Genomic DNA, 16,163 nt, shown 5'->3' with positions numbered 1-16,163 from the left:
CCGGTATCCATTCGGTTGCATGAAATCATGAAGGCTTTCGGATTTCTCTCGTTTGGGCACTACGCGCCCGTGCCCGGCTCTGGTACACGCACGGCCGGCGACATGCTGCACCAGACGATCGACCTCGCGGTCGGCGCGGATGAGATCGGGGTCAACGGCGCCTACGTGCGCGTTCACCATTTCGCTCGCCAGTCGGCGTCGCCGATGCCACTGCTCGCGGCGATGGCAGCCAAGACCGAGCGCATCGAGGTCGGCACCGGCGTCATCGATATGCGCTACGAGAACCCGCTGCAGTTTGCCGAAGAGGCCGCAGCCCTCGACCTGATCGCCCGCGGACGCATCGCGCTCGGCGTGAGCCGTGGTTCACCCGAGACTGCTCTCCGCGGTTACGAATCTTTCGGCTATGTCGGCTCTGAAGACCCGCGAGGCGCCGATCTCGCCCGTGACAAGTTCGAGCTGTTCCTCGAGGCGATCGATGGCGCAGGTGTCGCCCCCGGAGACCCGAAGCAGGTCGGTGAGGGCCGATACTTGGCAATCGAGCCGCGCTCTGAGACCCTGCGCGATCACATCTGGTGGGGCTCCGGTTCACGCGCGACCGCGGAAGAGACCGGCCGAAAGGGTCTCAACCTGATGAGTTCGACCCTGCTCACTGAGGCGACCGGTGTGCCGTTCGACCAGTTGCAGCGAGAGCAGATCGATCTGTATCGCGCGGCATACAAGGATGCGGGCCACACTGGAACCCCTCGCGTCTCGGTCAGCCGCAGTGTCTTCCCGCTTATCTCGGATATGGACCGGGCGTACTTTGGCCTCCGTTCCGCCGAGAGCGGTGACCAGATCGGCATCATCGACGGCATGCGCTCGACCTTCGGCAAGACCTATGCCGCCGAGCCGGATGCCCTCATCGAGCAGTTGCTCGCGGACGAGGCGGTCATGGCCGCTGACACTCTGATGCTGACCGTCCCCAACCAGTTGGGCGTGGACTACAACCTGCACGTGCTCGAGTCGTTCGCGAAGTACGTCGCGCCTGAGCTCGGCTGGAAGTCGAACACCGAGGGACCGGTGCACGGCGACGCGATCTGAGCGTCTCAGACTGCGAGATGGTTCGATCATGCATCGGGATCGTGTGGCCGCCTGAAACTGTCGACTGTCGCCGCTGAGCCTATTCGCACGACGCTGAAACGCCTTCGGTAGCTTGCGGCTTCATCGCCCAACACCTGATCCGCTGACCCGACGCTAGTATCAGTGCAACAACGGGATGAGGATCACCGCCGTCGCTGATCAAGGGGAAAGATGCACACTCTTACGGGTAAACGTGTCGCCAAGTTTGCGCGCGACTTCGGCTTCGCGGTATCGGAGGATAAGCAGTTCGAGCTCTACGTCGCGGCCAACTATCTTTATCCCTACCTGCGAGACGATGTGGGGAAGATCGAGCGGTCCGTGCGCGGAGGAGGGTCGGACGAGGGAATCGACATCGCCGCCGTGGTCGTGAACGGGCAGCTTGTATTCGAACCGTCGGAGATCGAAGAACTGATCTCAGAGCAGATCTCGAATACCGCGCGCGTCGTTTTCATCCAGGCGAAGACGAGTGAGTCCTACGACACAAAGCTGATCTCGAAGTTTCTCCACGGGATCGAGTCAGTCACGAAGTATGCGATCAACCCGCAGAATATTAATCTCCCTGCCGCCCTAGTCGACCTCGCCGCGTTGATCGACAAGATCGCCGAGAACGGTGACAAGTTCCAGGAAACGCGAATCCCGTGCGAGGTGTTCTACGTCACGACCAGTGGACACGACGGGGCTGATGCTCGCAAGGAACTCCAGGTCACCGAGCGGTTCGCCGGATCAAAGAACTAGGGGTGTATTCGGAGCCGTTCGAGTTGAAAACTCACGGACACGATGCGCTCGCGGCGAAGCTGAAGGAACGACACGGGCCACAAAACGTCCGTTTCGACTTCACGAAGCGACAGACCATCCCCGCCACGGAACGCGTGAGTGAGGCCTACATCGGGCTACTGTCTGGCGCGGAGGCTCTGAAGTTATTGACGGACGAGACTGGTTCCATCAGGCCCGGTATTTTCGATGACAACGTGCGGCTGGATCTCGGTGCGCACAACACCGTCAACACCCGCATCACTCGAACCCTCCAGAGTGAGGAGCGTGAGCAGTTTCCGTTCCTGAACAACGGTCTCACCATCATCGCTAGCTCACTCAGGGGAGCCGGAGACAAATTCTTCATATCTGGCTATCAGATCGTAAACGGTGGGCAGACGAGTCACCAGCTGGTGAGGTGGGCGGCGAGTGAGGCGGTCAAAGAGAAGCCGGAACTCTTGTCCGATCTTTGGATTCCAGTGAAGATCGTCAGTTCAGACGATGCAAGAGTGAGGACGAGCGTCGCGATTGCCACCAACCTCCAAACTCCGATCGGTTCGACGGACATCCAGGCGAGTTCTCAGACAGCCAAGGACGTCGAGGAGTATTTCACTCAGTCAGGTGCCGATGGCCTGCGATACCTGCGTCAGATCCAGCACGCGGCACTCGACTTTCCGAGGACGCGCGTCGTCACTACTCCGGAGCTCAACCGCGCCGTCGCCGCCACCCTCTTCGGCGAATCCTTCCGAGCGATTGGTTCCCCGAAGGAACTCGAAGCCGAGGATTCCTTCGTCTGGGGCAACTACTCAGTCGAGGCGTATTACTACGCAGCCTGGCTCCTCTACCGGGTGGATCGATACTTCGCTCGCACTCCCGACTCCACAACTCTGAAGGCGGCGAAGCATCACATTGCCATGATGGTCTCTGTCATCATCAATCCGCAGATAGCGTCGGTGTTCGAAGCGGGTGACCTCGAGTCCGCGAGGCGCCGGCTTGTTGCGGCTAAGAAGGTCCAGTTCAAGGTCACCGATTCTGACCGGATCGAATTCGCCATCTCCAAGGCGATGGAGCTTGCCACGGAGCAGTTTCAGACTGTTCTTTCCGAGGGGCGAAGCCTCCGGAAGGATGATGTGCGAAACCGACGCCATCAGGAATCTCTTCTGCAGAAGGCGAAAGCGGTGAAGCCGAAGGCCCAGTCGCGCTGAGGGCACGAAGAAGGCCGGGGATCGACCCTCAATTAACAGCCCCCGGTCTTCGCCGTTCTTTCAAAGCTCAGATATCAGTAGCCTTCCTCTCTCGATCGATCTGCTTGATCCGCCTCATCGCGTCCGCGACCTTATCCTGCCGGGATTTGTCCTTGGTTGCCTGCCACTCGTCGACCGTCATGTCGTAGCGACCGCTCAGAACCTTCTGAACCGTCGTCGAACTGATCGGCATTTCCTTGCCGTGCTTCTTGCTGTAGACCTTAACCGCCCCAGCGATGTGCTTGATCCATACCCTTCAGCGTGGAGGGTATGGATATAGGCAACGTGGCTCCTGGAAAGCTTCGGCTTCTGGCCGAGGTTCATTCCTGCCCCCCGTCGCCGTGGGAAAGCACGCGCCCCGGTACGCTGGAACCCATGCTCAATATGGCCGAGGGCCTCGCACGCCTGCGCACTCTCGCAGAAGGACCCGTTGTTTCGGCGCTCGCGAATGCGTTCCAGGCCGCGGGGTTCGAACTCGCTGTAGTCGGGGGACCAGTGCGTGACGCGTTGCTTGCCCGCGAAGTGAATGACCTCGACTTCACGACGAATGCCTCGCCCGACGACATCCTCAAGATCGTCACGCCGATTTCCACCGCACAGTGGGACATCGGCCGCGCCTTCGGCACCATTGGTGCACGCATTCGGGGTGAGCAGGTCGAGATCACGACCTACCGCGCGGACAGCTACGACGGCGTGACGCGCAAGCCCACCGTCGAGTTCGGCGACACGATCGACGGTGACCTCGTGCGCCGCGACTTCCGGGTGAACGCGATGGCGCTGAAAATCCCTGAAATCAAGCTCGTTGACCCGACGGGTGGGGTCGAAGACCTCGTCGCCGGCATCCTGCGCACACCGACCGACCCGAACGTGAGTTTCGGTGACGACCCGCTGCGGATGCTGCGTGCCGCCCGTTTCAGCGCGCAACTCAGTTTCACGATCGAGGCTGAGACGAGCGCGGCGATCACGCGCCTGCGCGACACGTTGAAGATCGTGAGCCCGGAGCGCATTCAGTCAGAGCTCGTCCGGCTCATGCAGACCGATGACCCGGTGCGCGGCATCCGCGTGCTCGTTGACACCGGGTTGATCGAGGAGTTCCTGCCCGAGGTCAGCGCTCTGCGCCTCGAGGTCGACGAGCACCATCACCACAAGGATGTTTACGAGCACTCGCTCACCGTGCTCACCCAGGCGATCGAACTCGAGCACGTCCGAAGCCCGGGTGCCGCCCCCGATGTGCCACTGCGCCTTGCCGCTCTGCTTCATGACATCGGCAAGCCGCGCACGCGAAAGCTCGAAGGCGGTGGCGCTGTCACCTTCCACCACCACGACGTCGTCGGCTCGCGAATGGCACGCAAGCGCATGAGCGCGCTGCGTTTCGACACCGCCACGACGGATGCTGTTGCCACTCTCATCGAGCTGCACCTGCGCTTCTTCGGCTATGCCGAGGGCGCGTGGACCGATGCCGCCGTGCGACGCTACGTGCGCGATGCCGGCGACCTGCTCGAGCGGCTGCACATCCTCACTCGCGCCGACGTCACCACGCGTAACCGGCGCAAGGCGTCGCGCCTGTCTGGGGCATACGACGACATTGAGAAGCGCATCGCCGACCTGCGCGAGCAGGAAGAGCTCGACGCCATGCGCCCAGAGCTCGACGGCAATCAGATCCAGCAGATCCTCGACATTAAGCCGGGACGCGAGGTGGGCGAGGCCTACAAGTTCCTGCTTGATCTGCGGCTTGACGAGGGCGTGCTCGGGCCGGATGCTGTCGAGCAGCGCCTCCGCGAATGGTGGGCTGCCCGCAGCTGAGACGTGGTGCTCAGGCGCGCAGTTCGGGAATCAAGATCTCGACCTCGTCGGCGACAAGCTCGAAGTCTTTCGAGTTCAATGTCACGAGGCTCGCGCCGAGCGAGTGGGCATGCCCGGCGAGCATGATGTCCTTGCTACGCGCATGTGCGGGCCGGGTCTTCGCGACGATCGCGGCGAGACGCCCGTAGCTCGCAGCGGCGGCGTGGTCGTAGGGCAACCACGGAGTCGCGAGAAGCGCATCAATGCGTGCAAGCTGCGTGATGCGGCGGCGGCGCTCGCGTTGATCTCTGGCGAACTCGATGCCGAACTGAAGCTCAGCGAGCCCGATGATGCTGAGGCCCAGGCTCTCATGCGGCAGCAGAACATCGTCGATATTGATCAGCACGTTCGTGTCGAGCAAGATCACTTCCGGCTCGCCTGACGTCGCCGCGCCGCGTCGAGCAACTCGTCCGCCCGTTCCCACGGATCCCTCAGGGCTTCTTCGGACGCCTCGCCGCGGTATGTGTCGAGCTCTTCGGCCCATACCCGTGCGGTCCGTCGTTCCTCTTCGGTAGGCGGGTTCGCAGCGATGCGTGCCATGACCTCGCTGGCCGGAACCGAGAAACGCCGCGCGTTCACCTGTCGCGCCAGTTGATCTTCCAGGCCGCTACGGAGTTCCTCGCCATCGGCAAGCCGAGTAAGCACATCACGCACCTCCGCTTCCATTGATCGGGCGTTGCGTCGAGCGCGCTCTTTCAGCGCGGCGACCACCTCGTCGGCAAGATTGCGAATCGTCACTGCTGCCATTGGGCACCTCCTGCCAGCATAATGCTAGCACTTACCGTCGTCGCTCTGTGAGGGTTGGGAATAGACCCGCGGCACACTTGGTTGCACCTGCAAGTAAGTACTTCCGCAGAGGAGAAACCATGAATGCCACCGACACCGCGGCCGCTCCCATCGACGAGCGCACGCTCAACACGCAGACCGCGATGGATGCCGTCACCCTCCGCGTCGGCGACATCGAGACCATGTCGTCGTATTACGCGAACGCCCTCGCCCTCGAGCCGATCGAGGAGCGCAGCCGCGGCACCGAGGTGCACCGCGTGCTCGGCCGCGGCACGACTCCGATGGTGCGTCTCGTGTCGACGCCGAACCTTCCGGCGGTCGATCCACGCCACGCCGGGCTATTTCACACCGCGTTCCTCTTCGACGACGCCCCGGCGCTCGCCGCCACTGTGCTGCGCGCAGCGCAGGACCCGCGCGGACACTTCACCGGATCCAGCGACCACCTCGTCAGCGAAGCGTTCTACTTCACCGACCCCGAGGGCAATGGCGTCGAGCTCTACGTCGACCGTGCCCGGGATGAGTGGCAGTACGTGAACGGCGAGCTGCAGATGTCGACGCTGCGCCTCGACCCCAACGCCTACCTGCAGCAGCACCTCGACCAGAACACGGTCGACACGGTCGCGAGACAGGCTGGCACCGTCGGACACGTGCATCTGCAGGTCGGAGATATACCCACCGCCCGCGCGTTCTACGTCGACGCCCTGGGCTTCGAGACCACTGTTGCCAGCTACCCCGGTGCGTTGTTCGCCTCGGCTGGCGGCTACCACCACCACGTTGCGATGAACGTCTGGAACAGCGCCGGCGCCGGCCCCCGGGCCGCGCAGCTCGGCCTCGGCGACGTCGCGATTACCGTCCCTGGCCGCGAAGACCTTGACGCCCTGGCATCCCGACTCCGCGAACGAGGCTTCTCCTTCGCCGACGACGGCCGTGCGATCACAGTCGCTGACCCCTGGAACACCCAGGTCACCATCGCCCTTCCCGGCGCCAACGTTGACGAGGTGCTGGCGCGATGACTCTCCACGCTCTCACCTCACCGAACTGGTCGCCGACAGCAGAGACGGTCGCCGTCTTCTTGCACGGATACGGCTCGAACGAGCGTGACCTCACCGCCCTGGCATCCGCTCTTCCCGAAGGGATGCCGTGGGCGTCGCTGCGCGCACCGATCGAAGTCGCTCCTGGCTCGCACGCCTGGTTCCGCATCGTCACGCCGGGCCACCCCGATCAGACCGCTCTCGACGAGGCAACGGAGGCTATCTGGTCGTGGGCGGATGCCGCGCTGCCGTCGAGTGCACGAATCGTGCCGATCGGCTTCTCGCAGGGCGGGCTCATGGCCTCGCAGCTCTTGCGCACCCACCCCGCGCGGGTACTGGCGCCCGTCGTGCTCGGCGGGTTTGTGCAGTCAGGCGAGCAATCGGGGGATGCTGTGCTGCGCGAGTCGCGCCCGGCGATGTTCGTGGGCCGCGGCGCCGAGGACCGCGTTATCCATCCCGCAGCCGTCGAACGCACCGACGCGTGGGTGCCGACGCACACCACGCCGACCGACCGGCGGTATCCGGGGCTCGGGCATGGCATCGACGGCCGAGTGCGCGATGACATGCAGGAGTTCCTCGCCAAGCAACTTGCGGATGTTGGACCATGACCGCGCCAGCGAGGTGCTGCCGGAGGTACGCAAGGCACTAGGTGCCTGAATAGGCCTGGAGGCTGAATAGGATTGCGGCATGCAACTCTCTCGCGTTGTCGCAACCAGTGCGGTCATCGGCGTGCTCGCTCTTGCGGGATGCGCCGCCCCTCAACCGGATGCGGACAAGACGCCAGAGCCCCCCAGCTACGACTACGACCTCATCGACATGAGCTCGATCGGTGCGGCGACTCCCGCTGGTACGGCACTGAGCTTCCGTGATGTGGCCTGGCTGCCGATCGCAACCGACGCTGGTGACGTACTGAACGGATTCACGGTGCTCGATGTGGTCGAGCACGACTCGTCGTTCATGGCCGAGACCGTGATCAATCCTGAAGAGTTCGCCCAGTACACGCCGTACGTGATCTTCGTCGAACAGCACGTCGACGGTGACGTCACACGGGGCATCCCGCAAGTGCCGCTTTATCCGATGCTCGCCGACGGGACTCCCGGCGCGTATGTCCAGTCACCATTGGATGCCGCATCCGGTGGGTGTGGAGCGGAGATCCCGCCATACGACGGCTCAAATACCAAGATGTACTGCATCATCGGGCTGGCTGCCGAGGGCCAGCAGGTTGTCGGGCTGCTCTACAACAACACCACGTCCCTTGACGTGTGGGCAGATCCCGAGAACCTGTACCAAAGCGCACCCGTCACCTGGACAGCGCCCACCTCCCAACACCCCTGAGGCCTCTGCCGGTCAGCTCAGAATTCGCAGCCAGAACCAGCCGAAGCCAAAGAGCACGACCAATAGGATCGGTAGCCAGCGCGTGCTGCGCTTCAGACGCCGGCCCTCACGCGCAACGCCGGGCGGCGGGCTGAGCATCCCCGCCGGTGGAGCGAAGGGAAGCGACGGCGCCCCCGGCTGCGCTTGCCCCATTGCCGGAGTCGCCGCGAACGCCTGAGCGTGTGCACGACCCTGCTCTTCGAGAAGACGGTCGTCGCGCCAGCGGGCCCACTGGTCGAACTTAGTGATGAGCGCACCGACGACGGTGAACAACCACGCCCAGGTGGCCGGATCCAGCGTTGACGCCGCGCGCTTCGTGTACAGGAACAGCCAGTCATCCACGATCTCTACGTCGAGCTGGGCAGCGTTGTCGATGAAGCGCGCCATGATGTCGGGCGTGAACAGGTAGAGAGCGTCCTGCTCGTAGCCCTCTGGGCAGTACAGCGTGAAGTACTTGTCGAAGTCGCCCTCGAGCGAGAGCTGCTGTTCTTTACGGAAGGATGCCGGGAGGTTCGAGCCGAAGCCGTTGTTACCGAGTGCGTCGAGAACGATGTTCGGCAGCGGCACGTCGAGCTTCACCGCGACGTAGCCCCAGTGATACGTCGTCGAGTTCTTGCCCGACTTGACCGTGTACTGGTAGTTACCGAACTCCACGAACCTGGGGGAGTGTCCGCGGACAAGCTCGCCCGACTTGCGAGAGTTGCCAAGGCTGAAAATCATGCCCGGCAGAGGTGGGTTTTTCACCTCATCTTCGTAGGTCATACCGTTCGCCGTCGCGAACCTGCTGAGGCGGAAGCGCTTGATCCGTGCGTGACGGTTGCCGAAGAAGAGCGCGATCCCGAAGGCGATTGCCGCGAGGAAAATCAGCACGAACAATAAACCGAGGATGGGTGTACCGCTGCGGAATCCGGTCACGGCTGCGAGTCCCAGTACGGGAAGCATCACTGCCAGCAGGACGATCACGACAACGATCGCGATGATCGCGCCGACATTCGTGCCGCCGTTGCCGCGTGCCCGCATCTCGCGGACGAACGCGCTCACGGCCTGTGGATTGACCGGTTCGGTCAGCGGCCGGGCATCGAAAGAGATCGGGTGCGGGCCGGGAGGTGACATACTCACGCATCCACGCTAGCCGCCGATGGTCGATCAGCGGTGATCGTCATGCCATCGAGCCCACTGATCCAGTTTGGCCATCAGCGCATCGACAGTGCCGAACAGGCGCGCCCAGGTTGCGGCATCCGGCGTGGTCATCCTGTCCCGGGTGTAGAGGAACAGCCACTCGTCGACGATCTCGACGTCCAGTGTGGCGTTGTTGATGAAGTGCGCCATGATGTCGGGCGTGAACAGGTACAGCGCGTCACGCTCGTATCCCTGCGGGCAGTAGAGCGTGAAGTACCGATCGAAGTCGCCCTCTAGCGACAGCTTCTGCGACCTATCGAACGTTGCCGGAAGGTTTGAGCTGAAGGCGGAGTTGTTGCCGGTGGCGTCCAGCACGATGTGCGGAAGCGGCACATCAAGCTTGATGGCGACATAGCCCCATCGGCGCGTCGTCGCGTCTTCTCCGTAGCCGGTGGTGAAGCGATAGTTACCGAACTCGACGAAACGCGGGCGCGCGCCGCGTACGACTTCAGAAGACGTGCGCGCCCTGCCGATGCGGAAGATCATGCCAGGCAGCGGCGGGTCGGGGATCGAGTTCAGATAGGTCATGCCATTCGCACCGGCGAACTGGCTGAGACGGTAGCGGTCGGTTGGCCCCACTCGATTCTTCGCGAGGCGACTCACAACGAAGACGATCATGGCGACGAGGATTGCCACGAACAGGAGCATCCCGGGGGAGATTGCTTGCCCGCTCCCCAGGGAGAGGACGGTCATGAAACCGAAGATCGAGAGGATGAATGCTCCGATGATCCCGATCAACACAAAGACGAAGATCTTCCCGACGTCTACCGGCGGTCGGTTCGCCCGTTCGAACTTCTTGGCCGCGCGCTGGTCGACGGGTTCGGTCAGGGGTCGAGCATCCATGGTCTCCACGGTACCGGGCAAGAGCCGAGTCACCGCTCGTTCATCTAGGCGTCGATAACCGGCAAGACGCAGATGCGACCATGCCGGACACCTTCGATCCACACAGGAGCCCTGTGCGCACACCTCTCGCCACCGTCATCCTTCCCGCGAAGGACGCCTCGCCCTACATTGGCACCGCGCTGGAAACCCTGCTGCGCCAGTTCGACGACCCTGGTGCGCTCAAGCTGGTGGCGATCGATGACGGCTCGAGTGATGACACCGGCGCACAGATGCGGCACTACGCCGAACGTTTCGATCACGCCGAGGTCGTCACCAACTCGCACCCGGTTGGTCTGGCCAGCGCACGTAATCAGGGACTCGCGCATGTCGAAGGCGATGCATTCTGTTTTCTCGACGGCGATGACTGGATGCAACCCCACCGACTCCAAGTGCTCACCGAACGCCTACGTGAGCTGAGTTGCGACTTTCTGCGCACCGACCATGTGCGCGTGACCGGTTCCAAAAGAGTGCTCAAGCGTGCACCGTATGCCTGGCGAGGCATAAGCGCTTCTCCCCGAGACGCGATCCTCCCGACCGACGACACGACGATGGTCGACTACCCCTTCGCGTGGGCCGGAATCTTTCACCGTCGCATCCTCGACCGCGGCCTGGCGACGTTCTCCGACGGGCTGTTCACCGCGGAGGACCGCCCGTGGATCTGGCGCCTGCACCTGCAGGCCAACTCCTTCGCCGTCGTTGACGCCCCGGCTGTTCTCTACCGCCGGGGGGTGCCCACGTCGCTCACCCAAGTGCGCGATCGCCGCCAACTCGACTTTGCTCGAGCGCTCGCGCAGACGGTCGAGATTGTCGAGCAGGATGACGAGGCTCACCGCTTCATGCCAAAAGTGGCATGGACCGCGTTGGCGTTGAGTTCACACCAGTTCGTCAGGTCGCGGCGGATGGAACCAGCGCTGCGACGAGAGATGCGGGAAAGCATCCGGCACCTGCTGGCGAGCCTGCCCAAATCAGATGTCGACGTCGCGCTGAGCCGCTTTGAGGCCTCGCGACGCCGTGTGCTCGCACGAACGCTCCGAAAGGCAGGGCAGGTGACATGACCCAACTCTTCGCGCTGCACAGCGCATACGGTCTCACCACCGCCGTCGCTGCCCTCGATGCGGGTCTCATCGCTGACGATGGTGGGGAACGCATCCTCGTGCCGTTCAACACCGCGCGAGTTCCGGAGACGACGACCGGGCTGGACGAGTTGCCAAACCTGGCGACCCTTCGCGCTCGATTCGATCGCATCGAGCCGCTCGACGGCATCCTCACGCCATTGCATCCGAGTTCCTGGCTTCCGGACGAGGTCGACCTGCCGACCCTGAACCGGCTGTTCACCCGTGCGTGGACGCTCGATGACGACCTTGAGCTATTCGTGCAGAGTCCACAAGTGGCGCCAGCGCGCACGCTGCTTTCACTGTTCCCCAACGCGCGGATCACCATCATCGGCGACGGACTCATGACGTACTCGCCGATCCGGGTTGCGCTGGGGCGAACGGTCGTCGAGCGGATCGGCCGCGTCGTCTACGCCGATGTCGTGCCCGGGGTCGAGCCGCTGGTGTTCGTCGAGGCAGGTGCCGCGCGTGTTCCCGTGCCGCCGGCTGCGTTCCGTGCGGTTCTTGACGAAACTGCAATGCCAGACCCCGCGCTCGACGCTCTCGTTGACGGCACGTCGACGGCACTCGTGCTCGGACAGTACCTCGCAGCCTTGGGGCTCGTCTCCGTCGACGACGAGATCGCGATGCAGCGGGACATGGTCGATCGTGCCATGCAGTGGCATCCGGAACGGATCATTTTCAAACCGCATCCGTCCGCGCCGCCCTCGGTCACCGATGCGGTACGTGAGCGGGCGCTCGGCCATGGTGCAGAGTTCGTCGAGTATCGCGGTGTTCAGCCCGCCGAGCTGATCGCCGAGCGACTGGATGCCGTTGGCGTTGTCGCCGGATTCTCGACCGCTCTTCCGACCGTGCAGGCGCTGTTCGATCTGCCGATCGCCTCGGCCGGCACCGAACAAGTGCTGCGCCGGCTGACGCCGTTCAAGAACAGTAACCGCGTGCCGGTGACCATCGTCGACGCACTGACTCGTCCGAACTCGCCGTACCGCGATCCGGAGCGACTGCAGTTGCTGATCGACGCGGTCGGCTACGCCATGCAACCAGTGATTGCCGAGCACCTGCGTCCCCGTGCCGAGGAGCTGCTGCGACAACTGTCAGCCGCTGAGCGGAGGCGATACTTCACCCCGGCACGGCTGATGGAGCTGCGTCTACCCGGTGCTCCGCCTGAGGGTGCCATTCGCCGCGCACTGCGCTCGAACGGTGGTGCGGGGCGTATTGAAGAGTTTCGACTGACGCTCGGTGGGGCGCGCCGGCGTGCGGCTCGGGCCTGGAAGGCGGTGCGTGGATCATGACGGCAGACGCGAATATGCCAGCAGGAATGACTGTCGCGATCATCCCCGCGCGCGGTGGATCCAAAGGCGTACCGCGCAAGAACCTGAGCCGAGTTGGCGGCGTTCCACTGGTGGTGCGCGCTGTGCGCGCTGCGGCCGCAGCCAACGGCGTCGATCTCGTGATCGTTTCGACCGATGACGACGAGATCGCCGCAACCAGCGCGGCTGCGGGAGCACGTGTCATCCGACGCCCCGCCGAGATCGCGGGCGACACCGCGTCGTCCGAGAGCGCAATCCTGCACGCTCTGGACGAGCTGGAGCGCAGCGGCGACCTCATCGACGTCGTCGTGTTCGTGCAAGCCACCTCGCCGTTTATCCCGAGCAACGGCATCGACGAGGCCATTGACGAGGTGCGCGCCGGGCGTGCGGACAGCGTGTTCTCCGCACACGAGACGTACGGATTCCTCTGGCGCCGCCAAGCAGATGGTGCCGCCGCGGCGATCAACCACGATGCCAGCCACCGCCCGCGCCGCCAGGACCGTGAGCCGCACTACTTAGAGTCCGGCGCCTTCTACGTCTTCCGCGCCGACGGCTTCCGCCAGGCAGAGCACCGCTTCTTCGGTCGCATTGGGATCGTCGAGGTCCCCGAGTTGACCGCGATCGAGATTGATGATGCACAGCAGCTCGCCGTGGCATCCGCTCTCGCGAGCGTCGTCGACGCACCCGAACCCATCACAGCGAAGGCAATCGTCACCGACTTCGACGGGGTGCACACCGACGACACCGTTCTCATTGACAGCGCCGGCGGCGAGCAAGTTCGGGTCAGTCGCGAGGACGGGATGGGTGTCGCGCGGCTGAGGCGCGCTGGCATCCCGATACTGATTCTCTCCACCGAAGTAAATCCGGTGGTGCGAGCACGGGCAGAGAAACTCCGCGTGCCGGTGCTGCATGGCATCGAAGACAAGGAGTCTGCGCTCGCCGCATGGGCGTGCGACAACGACATCGCGCTTGCCGACATCGCCTACCTCGGCAACGACATCAATGACCTCGGCGCGATGCGAACCGTCGGCTGGCCGATCGCCGTTGCGAACGCGCATCCAGAAGTTCTCGCCGCAGCCAGAGTGGTGCTGAGCCGGGCGGGCGGGCAGGGTGCGGTTCGCGAGCTCATCGAACGTGTTCTGTCAGCTGACCGACCCCGGTAACCATCGCTTCGCGTGATGTTCACAGTCGCGGCGTACCCAGGAATAAGGCGTACACGACTGGAGGACGATCATGACTGTCAGCATCGGATCACACGTGATCGGCGGCGGCCGCCCGGCCTACGTCATCGCTGAAATTGGCTTGAATCACAACGGTGACGTTGAGATCGCGAAGAAACTGATCGACGTTGCAGCTGACGCCGGGGCCAATGCCGTCAAGTTCCAGAAGCGCACGCCGGAGATCTCGACTCCCCAGCACATGCGCGACGTTCCGCGGGAGACCCCGTGGGGGACGATGACCTACCTCGACTACCGCTACAAGGTGGAATTCGAGCGCGACGAGTACGTCGAAATCGGCGACTACGCGACGCTGCGCGGGCTCGACTGGTTCGCGTCGCCGTGGGATGTGCCCAGCGTTGCATTCCTTGAAGACCTGAACGTCGTCGCTCACAAGGTCGCATCCGCAAGCCTGACCGACCTCGAGTTGCTTGCCGCTCTGCGCGATACCGGCAAGCCCATCATCCTTTCCACCGGCATGTCGACGATCGAGCAGATCGATCGGGCGCTTGAGGTTCTTGGCACCGACCGTGTGGTCCTCATGCACGCCACCTCGACCTACCCGATGGAGCCGGAAGAGGCGAACCTCCGCGTCATCACCACCCTGCGCGACCGTTACCCCGGTGTGCCGATCGGCTACTCCGGACACGAACGCGGCCTGCAGATCTCGTTGGCAGCCATCGCGCTCGGCGCCGTTGCGGTGGAGCGCCACATCACTCTCGATCGCACCATGTGGGGCTCCGACCACGCGGCCTCACTCGAGCCCGCCGGCCTGCAGCACCTCGTGCGCGACATCCGCGTCATTGAGACTGCGCTCGGCGACGGCGTCAAGCGCGTGTTCCCGGGCGAGCAGGCCCCGATGGCGAAACTGCGTCGCGTCCCGGCATGATCGGCGATCTCCGCGTCGTCGCGATTGCCGACGCCGACTCCTTCGTGAAGTGGTCAGCGGCGTTGCTCGACTCCGTCCCTGACATCCGTCGACACCTGCTGCTCGTGCGCACACCACTCACGGTGAGCAAACAGCAGGAGCAGATCGCGCTCGCTGGCACCAGTCTCGGGGAGGGCGCGGTTACTCGCGTCGGCTTCGACGAGGTCGCCGGCTGGCTCGGCGGGCACCTGCCTGACGTTGTCGTGCTCGCTGGTCGCGGACCATTCGTGCGACTGATGATGCGGCAGATCGATCGACTGCCGCATCGGCCGGTGACCCTGAGCGGTCTGCCAGGGATGTCGATTCCCGCGCAGCGCGGGGCGATGGAGTATCGCCGCGAGTCTGACCTGCTCGTCGTGCACTCGCATCGCGAAGAGCGCGCGTTCACCGAACTCGGCCGTCGACTCGGGATGCCGGTGCCTTCGGCTCTTGCCACGCTGCCGTATGTGCAGGCTTCCGGAACCCCGGTACGGTCGCGGTCTTCGATGGTGGGCTTGGGCGCTCGGGCGGATGCCGGCACCCGGGTCACCACGAATCGGCCGCTCGGCGGCGTCGCCGTCGCCGAGCGGCCTCGAGTCGGAACGGACTTGGTCTTCGCCGCGCAAGCGCTCGTCCCCGTCGAACGGCACGAAAGGGCTGCGCTCGTCAGTATCCTTCGCCGCGCCGCGAACGCCGACCCCACTCGTCGAGTCGTCGTGAAGCTGCGCTCGCGGCCGGGCGAAGCCGAGACGCATCTGGAGCGCGATGCTTACGCCGAGCTGCTGACCGATCGTCCGAAGAACCTCGTGCTCTCGTATGAGCCGATGGCGACTGCGCTCTCGAAGGCCGAAGGGCTGGTCACGATCAGCTCAACCGCGGCCGTCGAGGCCATCGCCCGCGGGATCCCCGTCATCGCTCTCAATACTTTCGGTGTGAGTAAGCCACTGCTGAACACGGTGTTCGTGGGAAGTGGCCTGATCGGAGACGCCGATGATGTCGTCGCGCGGCGGTTCCGGCATCCGGAGCCTGACTGGATGCACGACAACTACTTCCACCCCGCCGCAGAGTCGGATTGGTGGAGTCGAACGCAAGAACTTGTTGCGCTGCGGCGCGCGGGAGTGCTGCCCGCGAAGCGTGTTCCGGTAGGGCGCGGCGGCACGTTGCATGCCGCGTGGCACCGCAAGAGCGTGCTCGGCACCGAAGATCGCTCACTCGCTGGGCACCTCGCCCTCGGAGTGGGTGCTCCGGCAGTCCGCGCGATCGTCGGGCTGCGGCGTGCACGTGGCCGGGCGGGCGAAGACACCTGGGCCGATGCCAGTACCGACTACACGATCGAGCCCACGCCGCATCAGGATCCGGTTCGCCGCTGACGCGGTTTCGGTGAGCTGGCGCTGATGCGCGTTCTGCGGT

General features: G+C 64.0%; 16 protein-coding genes. 12 read left to right on the top strand and 4 right to left on the bottom strand.

The features are described from left to right. The first annotated feature begins 27 nt into the window (after positions 1–27). The 4 genes from DC31_RS13995 to DC31_RS13980 all read left to right on the top strand — a co-directional run bounded on the left by DC31_RS13995 (position 28) and on the right by DC31_RS13980 (position 4,916). On the top strand, positions 28–1,080 hold the full coding sequence (locus DC31_RS13995; RefSeq protein WP_036280994.1) for an LLM class flavin-dependent oxidoreductase: 1,053 nt from the start codon (positions 28–30) through the stop codon (positions 1,078–1,080). A gap of 210 nt (positions 1,081–1,290) precedes the next feature. Beyond that, positions 1,291–1,854 (top strand): hypothetical protein, encoded by a 564-nt coding sequence (locus DC31_RS13990; RefSeq protein ID WP_036280992.1) that lies wholly within the window; start codon positions 1,291–1,293, stop codon positions 1,852–1,854. Positions 1,855–1,877: 23 nt separating this feature from the next. Continuing rightward, positions 1,878–3,074: an AIPR family protein gene (locus DC31_RS13985; RefSeq protein WP_160173249.1), complete on the top strand. Its 1,197-nt coding sequence runs from the start codon at positions 1,878–1,880 to the stop codon at positions 3,072–3,074. A 414-nt stretch (positions 3,075–3,488) separates the two neighbouring features. Then, positions 3,489–4,916, top strand: coding sequence for a CCA tRNA nucleotidyltransferase (locus tag DC31_RS13980; RefSeq protein ID WP_036280988.1), 1,428 nt, complete (start codon positions 3,489–3,491; stop codon positions 4,914–4,916). Between the two features lie 10 nt (positions 4,917–4,926). On the opposite strand, the gene DC31_RS13975 is transcribed toward DC31_RS13980, so the two are convergent. Then, complete coding sequence (locus DC31_RS13975) at positions 4,927–5,322, bottom strand: PIN domain-containing protein (RefSeq protein WP_036280986.1); 396 nt, start codon at positions 5,320–5,322, stop codon at positions 4,927–4,929. Then, a complete protein-coding gene (locus DC31_RS13970; protein ID WP_036280984.1) occupies positions 5,319–5,702 on the bottom strand; it encodes a FitA-like ribbon-helix-helix domain-containing protein in 384 nt (127 codons plus the stop codon). The genes DC31_RS13975 and DC31_RS13970 overlap by 4 nt, the downstream gene beginning before the upstream one ends. 119 nt (positions 5,703–5,821) lie before the next feature. On the opposite strand from DC31_RS13970, the gene DC31_RS13965 reads away from it, so the two are divergent. The 3 genes from DC31_RS13965 (at position 5,822) to DC31_RS13955 (ending at position 8,107) form a co-directional block, all read left to right on the top strand. Further along, positions 5,822–6,754: a VOC family protein gene (locus DC31_RS13965; protein ID WP_036280982.1), complete on the top strand. Its 933-nt coding sequence runs from the start codon at positions 5,822–5,824 to the stop codon at positions 6,752–6,754. Beyond that, on the top strand, positions 6,751–7,380 hold the full coding sequence (locus DC31_RS13960) for an alpha/beta hydrolase (protein WP_036280980.1): 630 nt from the start codon (positions 6,751–6,753) through the stop codon (positions 7,378–7,380). The genes DC31_RS13965 and DC31_RS13960 overlap by 4 nt, the downstream gene beginning before the upstream one ends. Positions 7,381–7,459: 79 nt before the next feature. Then, the gene (locus tag DC31_RS13955) at positions 7,460–8,107 is read left to right on the top strand and encodes a hypothetical protein (RefSeq protein WP_036280978.1); all 648 of its coding nucleotides are present in this window, start codon (positions 7,460–7,462) and stop codon (positions 8,105–8,107) included. Positions 8,108–8,119: 12 nt separating this feature from the next. On the opposite strand, the gene DC31_RS13950 is transcribed toward DC31_RS13955, so the two are convergent. After that, positions 8,120–9,259: a hypothetical protein gene (locus DC31_RS13950; RefSeq protein ID WP_036280976.1), complete on the bottom strand. Its 1,140-nt coding sequence runs from the start codon at positions 9,257–9,259 to the stop codon at positions 8,120–8,122. 33 nt (positions 9,260–9,292) lie between these two features. Then, complete coding sequence (locus DC31_RS13945; RefSeq protein WP_051606992.1) at positions 9,293–10,168, bottom strand: GlsB/YeaQ/YmgE family stress response membrane protein; 876 nt, start codon at positions 10,166–10,168, stop codon at positions 9,293–9,295. Positions 10,169–10,281: 113 nt separating this feature from the next. Between DC31_RS13945 and DC31_RS13940 the strand changes: the two genes are divergently transcribed. The 5 genes from DC31_RS13940 (at position 10,282) to DC31_RS13920 (ending at position 16,123) form a co-directional block, all read left to right on the top strand. Continuing rightward, on the top strand, positions 10,282–11,262 hold the full coding sequence (locus DC31_RS13940) for a glycosyltransferase family 2 protein (RefSeq protein WP_200872938.1): 981 nt from the start codon (positions 10,282–10,284) through the stop codon (positions 11,260–11,262). Beyond that, positions 11,259–12,611, top strand: a complete 1,353-nt coding sequence (locus DC31_RS13935) for a polysialyltransferase family glycosyltransferase (RefSeq protein ID WP_036280972.1) — start codon at positions 11,259–11,261, stop codon at positions 12,609–12,611. Before DC31_RS13940 ends, DC31_RS13935 begins: the two co-directional genes overlap by 4 nt. Continuing rightward, positions 12,608–13,792, top strand: a complete 1,185-nt coding sequence (locus DC31_RS13930; RefSeq protein ID WP_036280970.1) for an acylneuraminate cytidylyltransferase — start codon at positions 12,608–12,610, stop codon at positions 13,790–13,792. The genes DC31_RS13935 and DC31_RS13930 overlap by 4 nt, the downstream gene beginning before the upstream one ends. 70 nt (positions 13,793–13,862) lie before the next feature. Then, complete coding sequence (locus DC31_RS13925) at positions 13,863–14,735, top strand: N-acetylneuraminate synthase family protein (RefSeq protein WP_036280968.1); 873 nt, start codon at positions 13,863–13,865, stop codon at positions 14,733–14,735. Further along, entirely contained in the window at positions 14,732–16,123 is a 1,392-nt protein-coding gene (locus DC31_RS13920) for a DUF6716 putative glycosyltransferase (protein ID WP_036280966.1), read from the top strand. The genes DC31_RS13925 and DC31_RS13920 overlap by 4 nt, the downstream gene beginning before the upstream one ends. Positions 16,124–16,163: the final 40 nt, after the last annotated feature.

Origin of the sequence: Microbacterium sp. CH12i (assembly GCF_000685355.1) — a bacterium.
Taxonomy (GTDB): domain Bacteria; phylum Actinomycetota; class Actinomycetes; order Actinomycetales; family Microbacteriaceae; genus Microbacterium.
This window is presented reverse-complemented; position numbering and strand designations above follow the sequence as displayed.

Excerpts from the sequence above, each read along its gene's own strand:
- DC31_RS13920 (WP_036280966.1), top strand. The coding sequence starts at position 14,732 with ATGATCGGCGATCTCCGCGTCGTCGCGATTGCCGACGCCGACTCCTTC.
- DC31_RS13930 (WP_036280970.1), top strand. The coding sequence starts at position 12,608 with ATGACGGCAGACGCGAATATGCCAGCAGGAATGACTGTCGCGATCATC.
- DC31_RS13980 (WP_036280988.1), top strand. The coding sequence starts at position 3,489 with ATGCTCAATATGGCCGAGGGCCTCGCACGCCTGCGCACTCTCGCAGAA.
- DC31_RS13995 (WP_036280994.1), top strand. The coding sequence starts at position 28 with ATGAAGGCTTTCGGATTTCTCTCGTTTGGGCACTACGCGCCCGTGCCC.
- DC31_RS13950 (WP_036280976.1), bottom strand. The coding sequence starts at position 9,259 with ATGTCACCTCCCGGCCCGCACCCGATCTCTTTCGATGCCCGGCCGCTG.
- DC31_RS13990 (WP_036280992.1), top strand. The coding sequence starts at position 1,291 with ATGCACACTCTTACGGGTAAACGTGTCGCCAAGTTTGCGCGCGACTTC.
- DC31_RS13925 (WP_036280968.1), top strand. The coding sequence starts at position 13,863 with ATGACTGTCAGCATCGGATCACACGTGATCGGCGGCGGCCGCCCGGCC.
- DC31_RS13935 (WP_036280972.1), top strand. The coding sequence starts at position 11,259 with ATGACCCAACTCTTCGCGCTGCACAGCGCATACGGTCTCACCACCGCC.
- DC31_RS13970 (WP_036280984.1), bottom strand. The coding sequence starts at position 5,702 with ATGGCAGCAGTGACGATTCGCAATCTTGCCGACGAGGTGGTCGCCGCG.
- DC31_RS13965 (WP_036280982.1), top strand. The coding sequence starts at position 5,822 with ATGAATGCCACCGACACCGCGGCCGCTCCCATCGACGAGCGCACGCTC.
- DC31_RS13955 (WP_036280978.1), top strand. The coding sequence starts at position 7,460 with ATGCAACTCTCTCGCGTTGTCGCAACCAGTGCGGTCATCGGCGTGCTC.
- DC31_RS13945 (WP_051606992.1), bottom strand. The coding sequence starts at position 10,168 with ATGGATGCTCGACCCCTGACCGAACCCGTCGACCAGCGCGCGGCCAAG.
- DC31_RS13960 (WP_036280980.1), top strand. The coding sequence starts at position 6,751 with ATGACTCTCCACGCTCTCACCTCACCGAACTGGTCGCCGACAGCAGAG.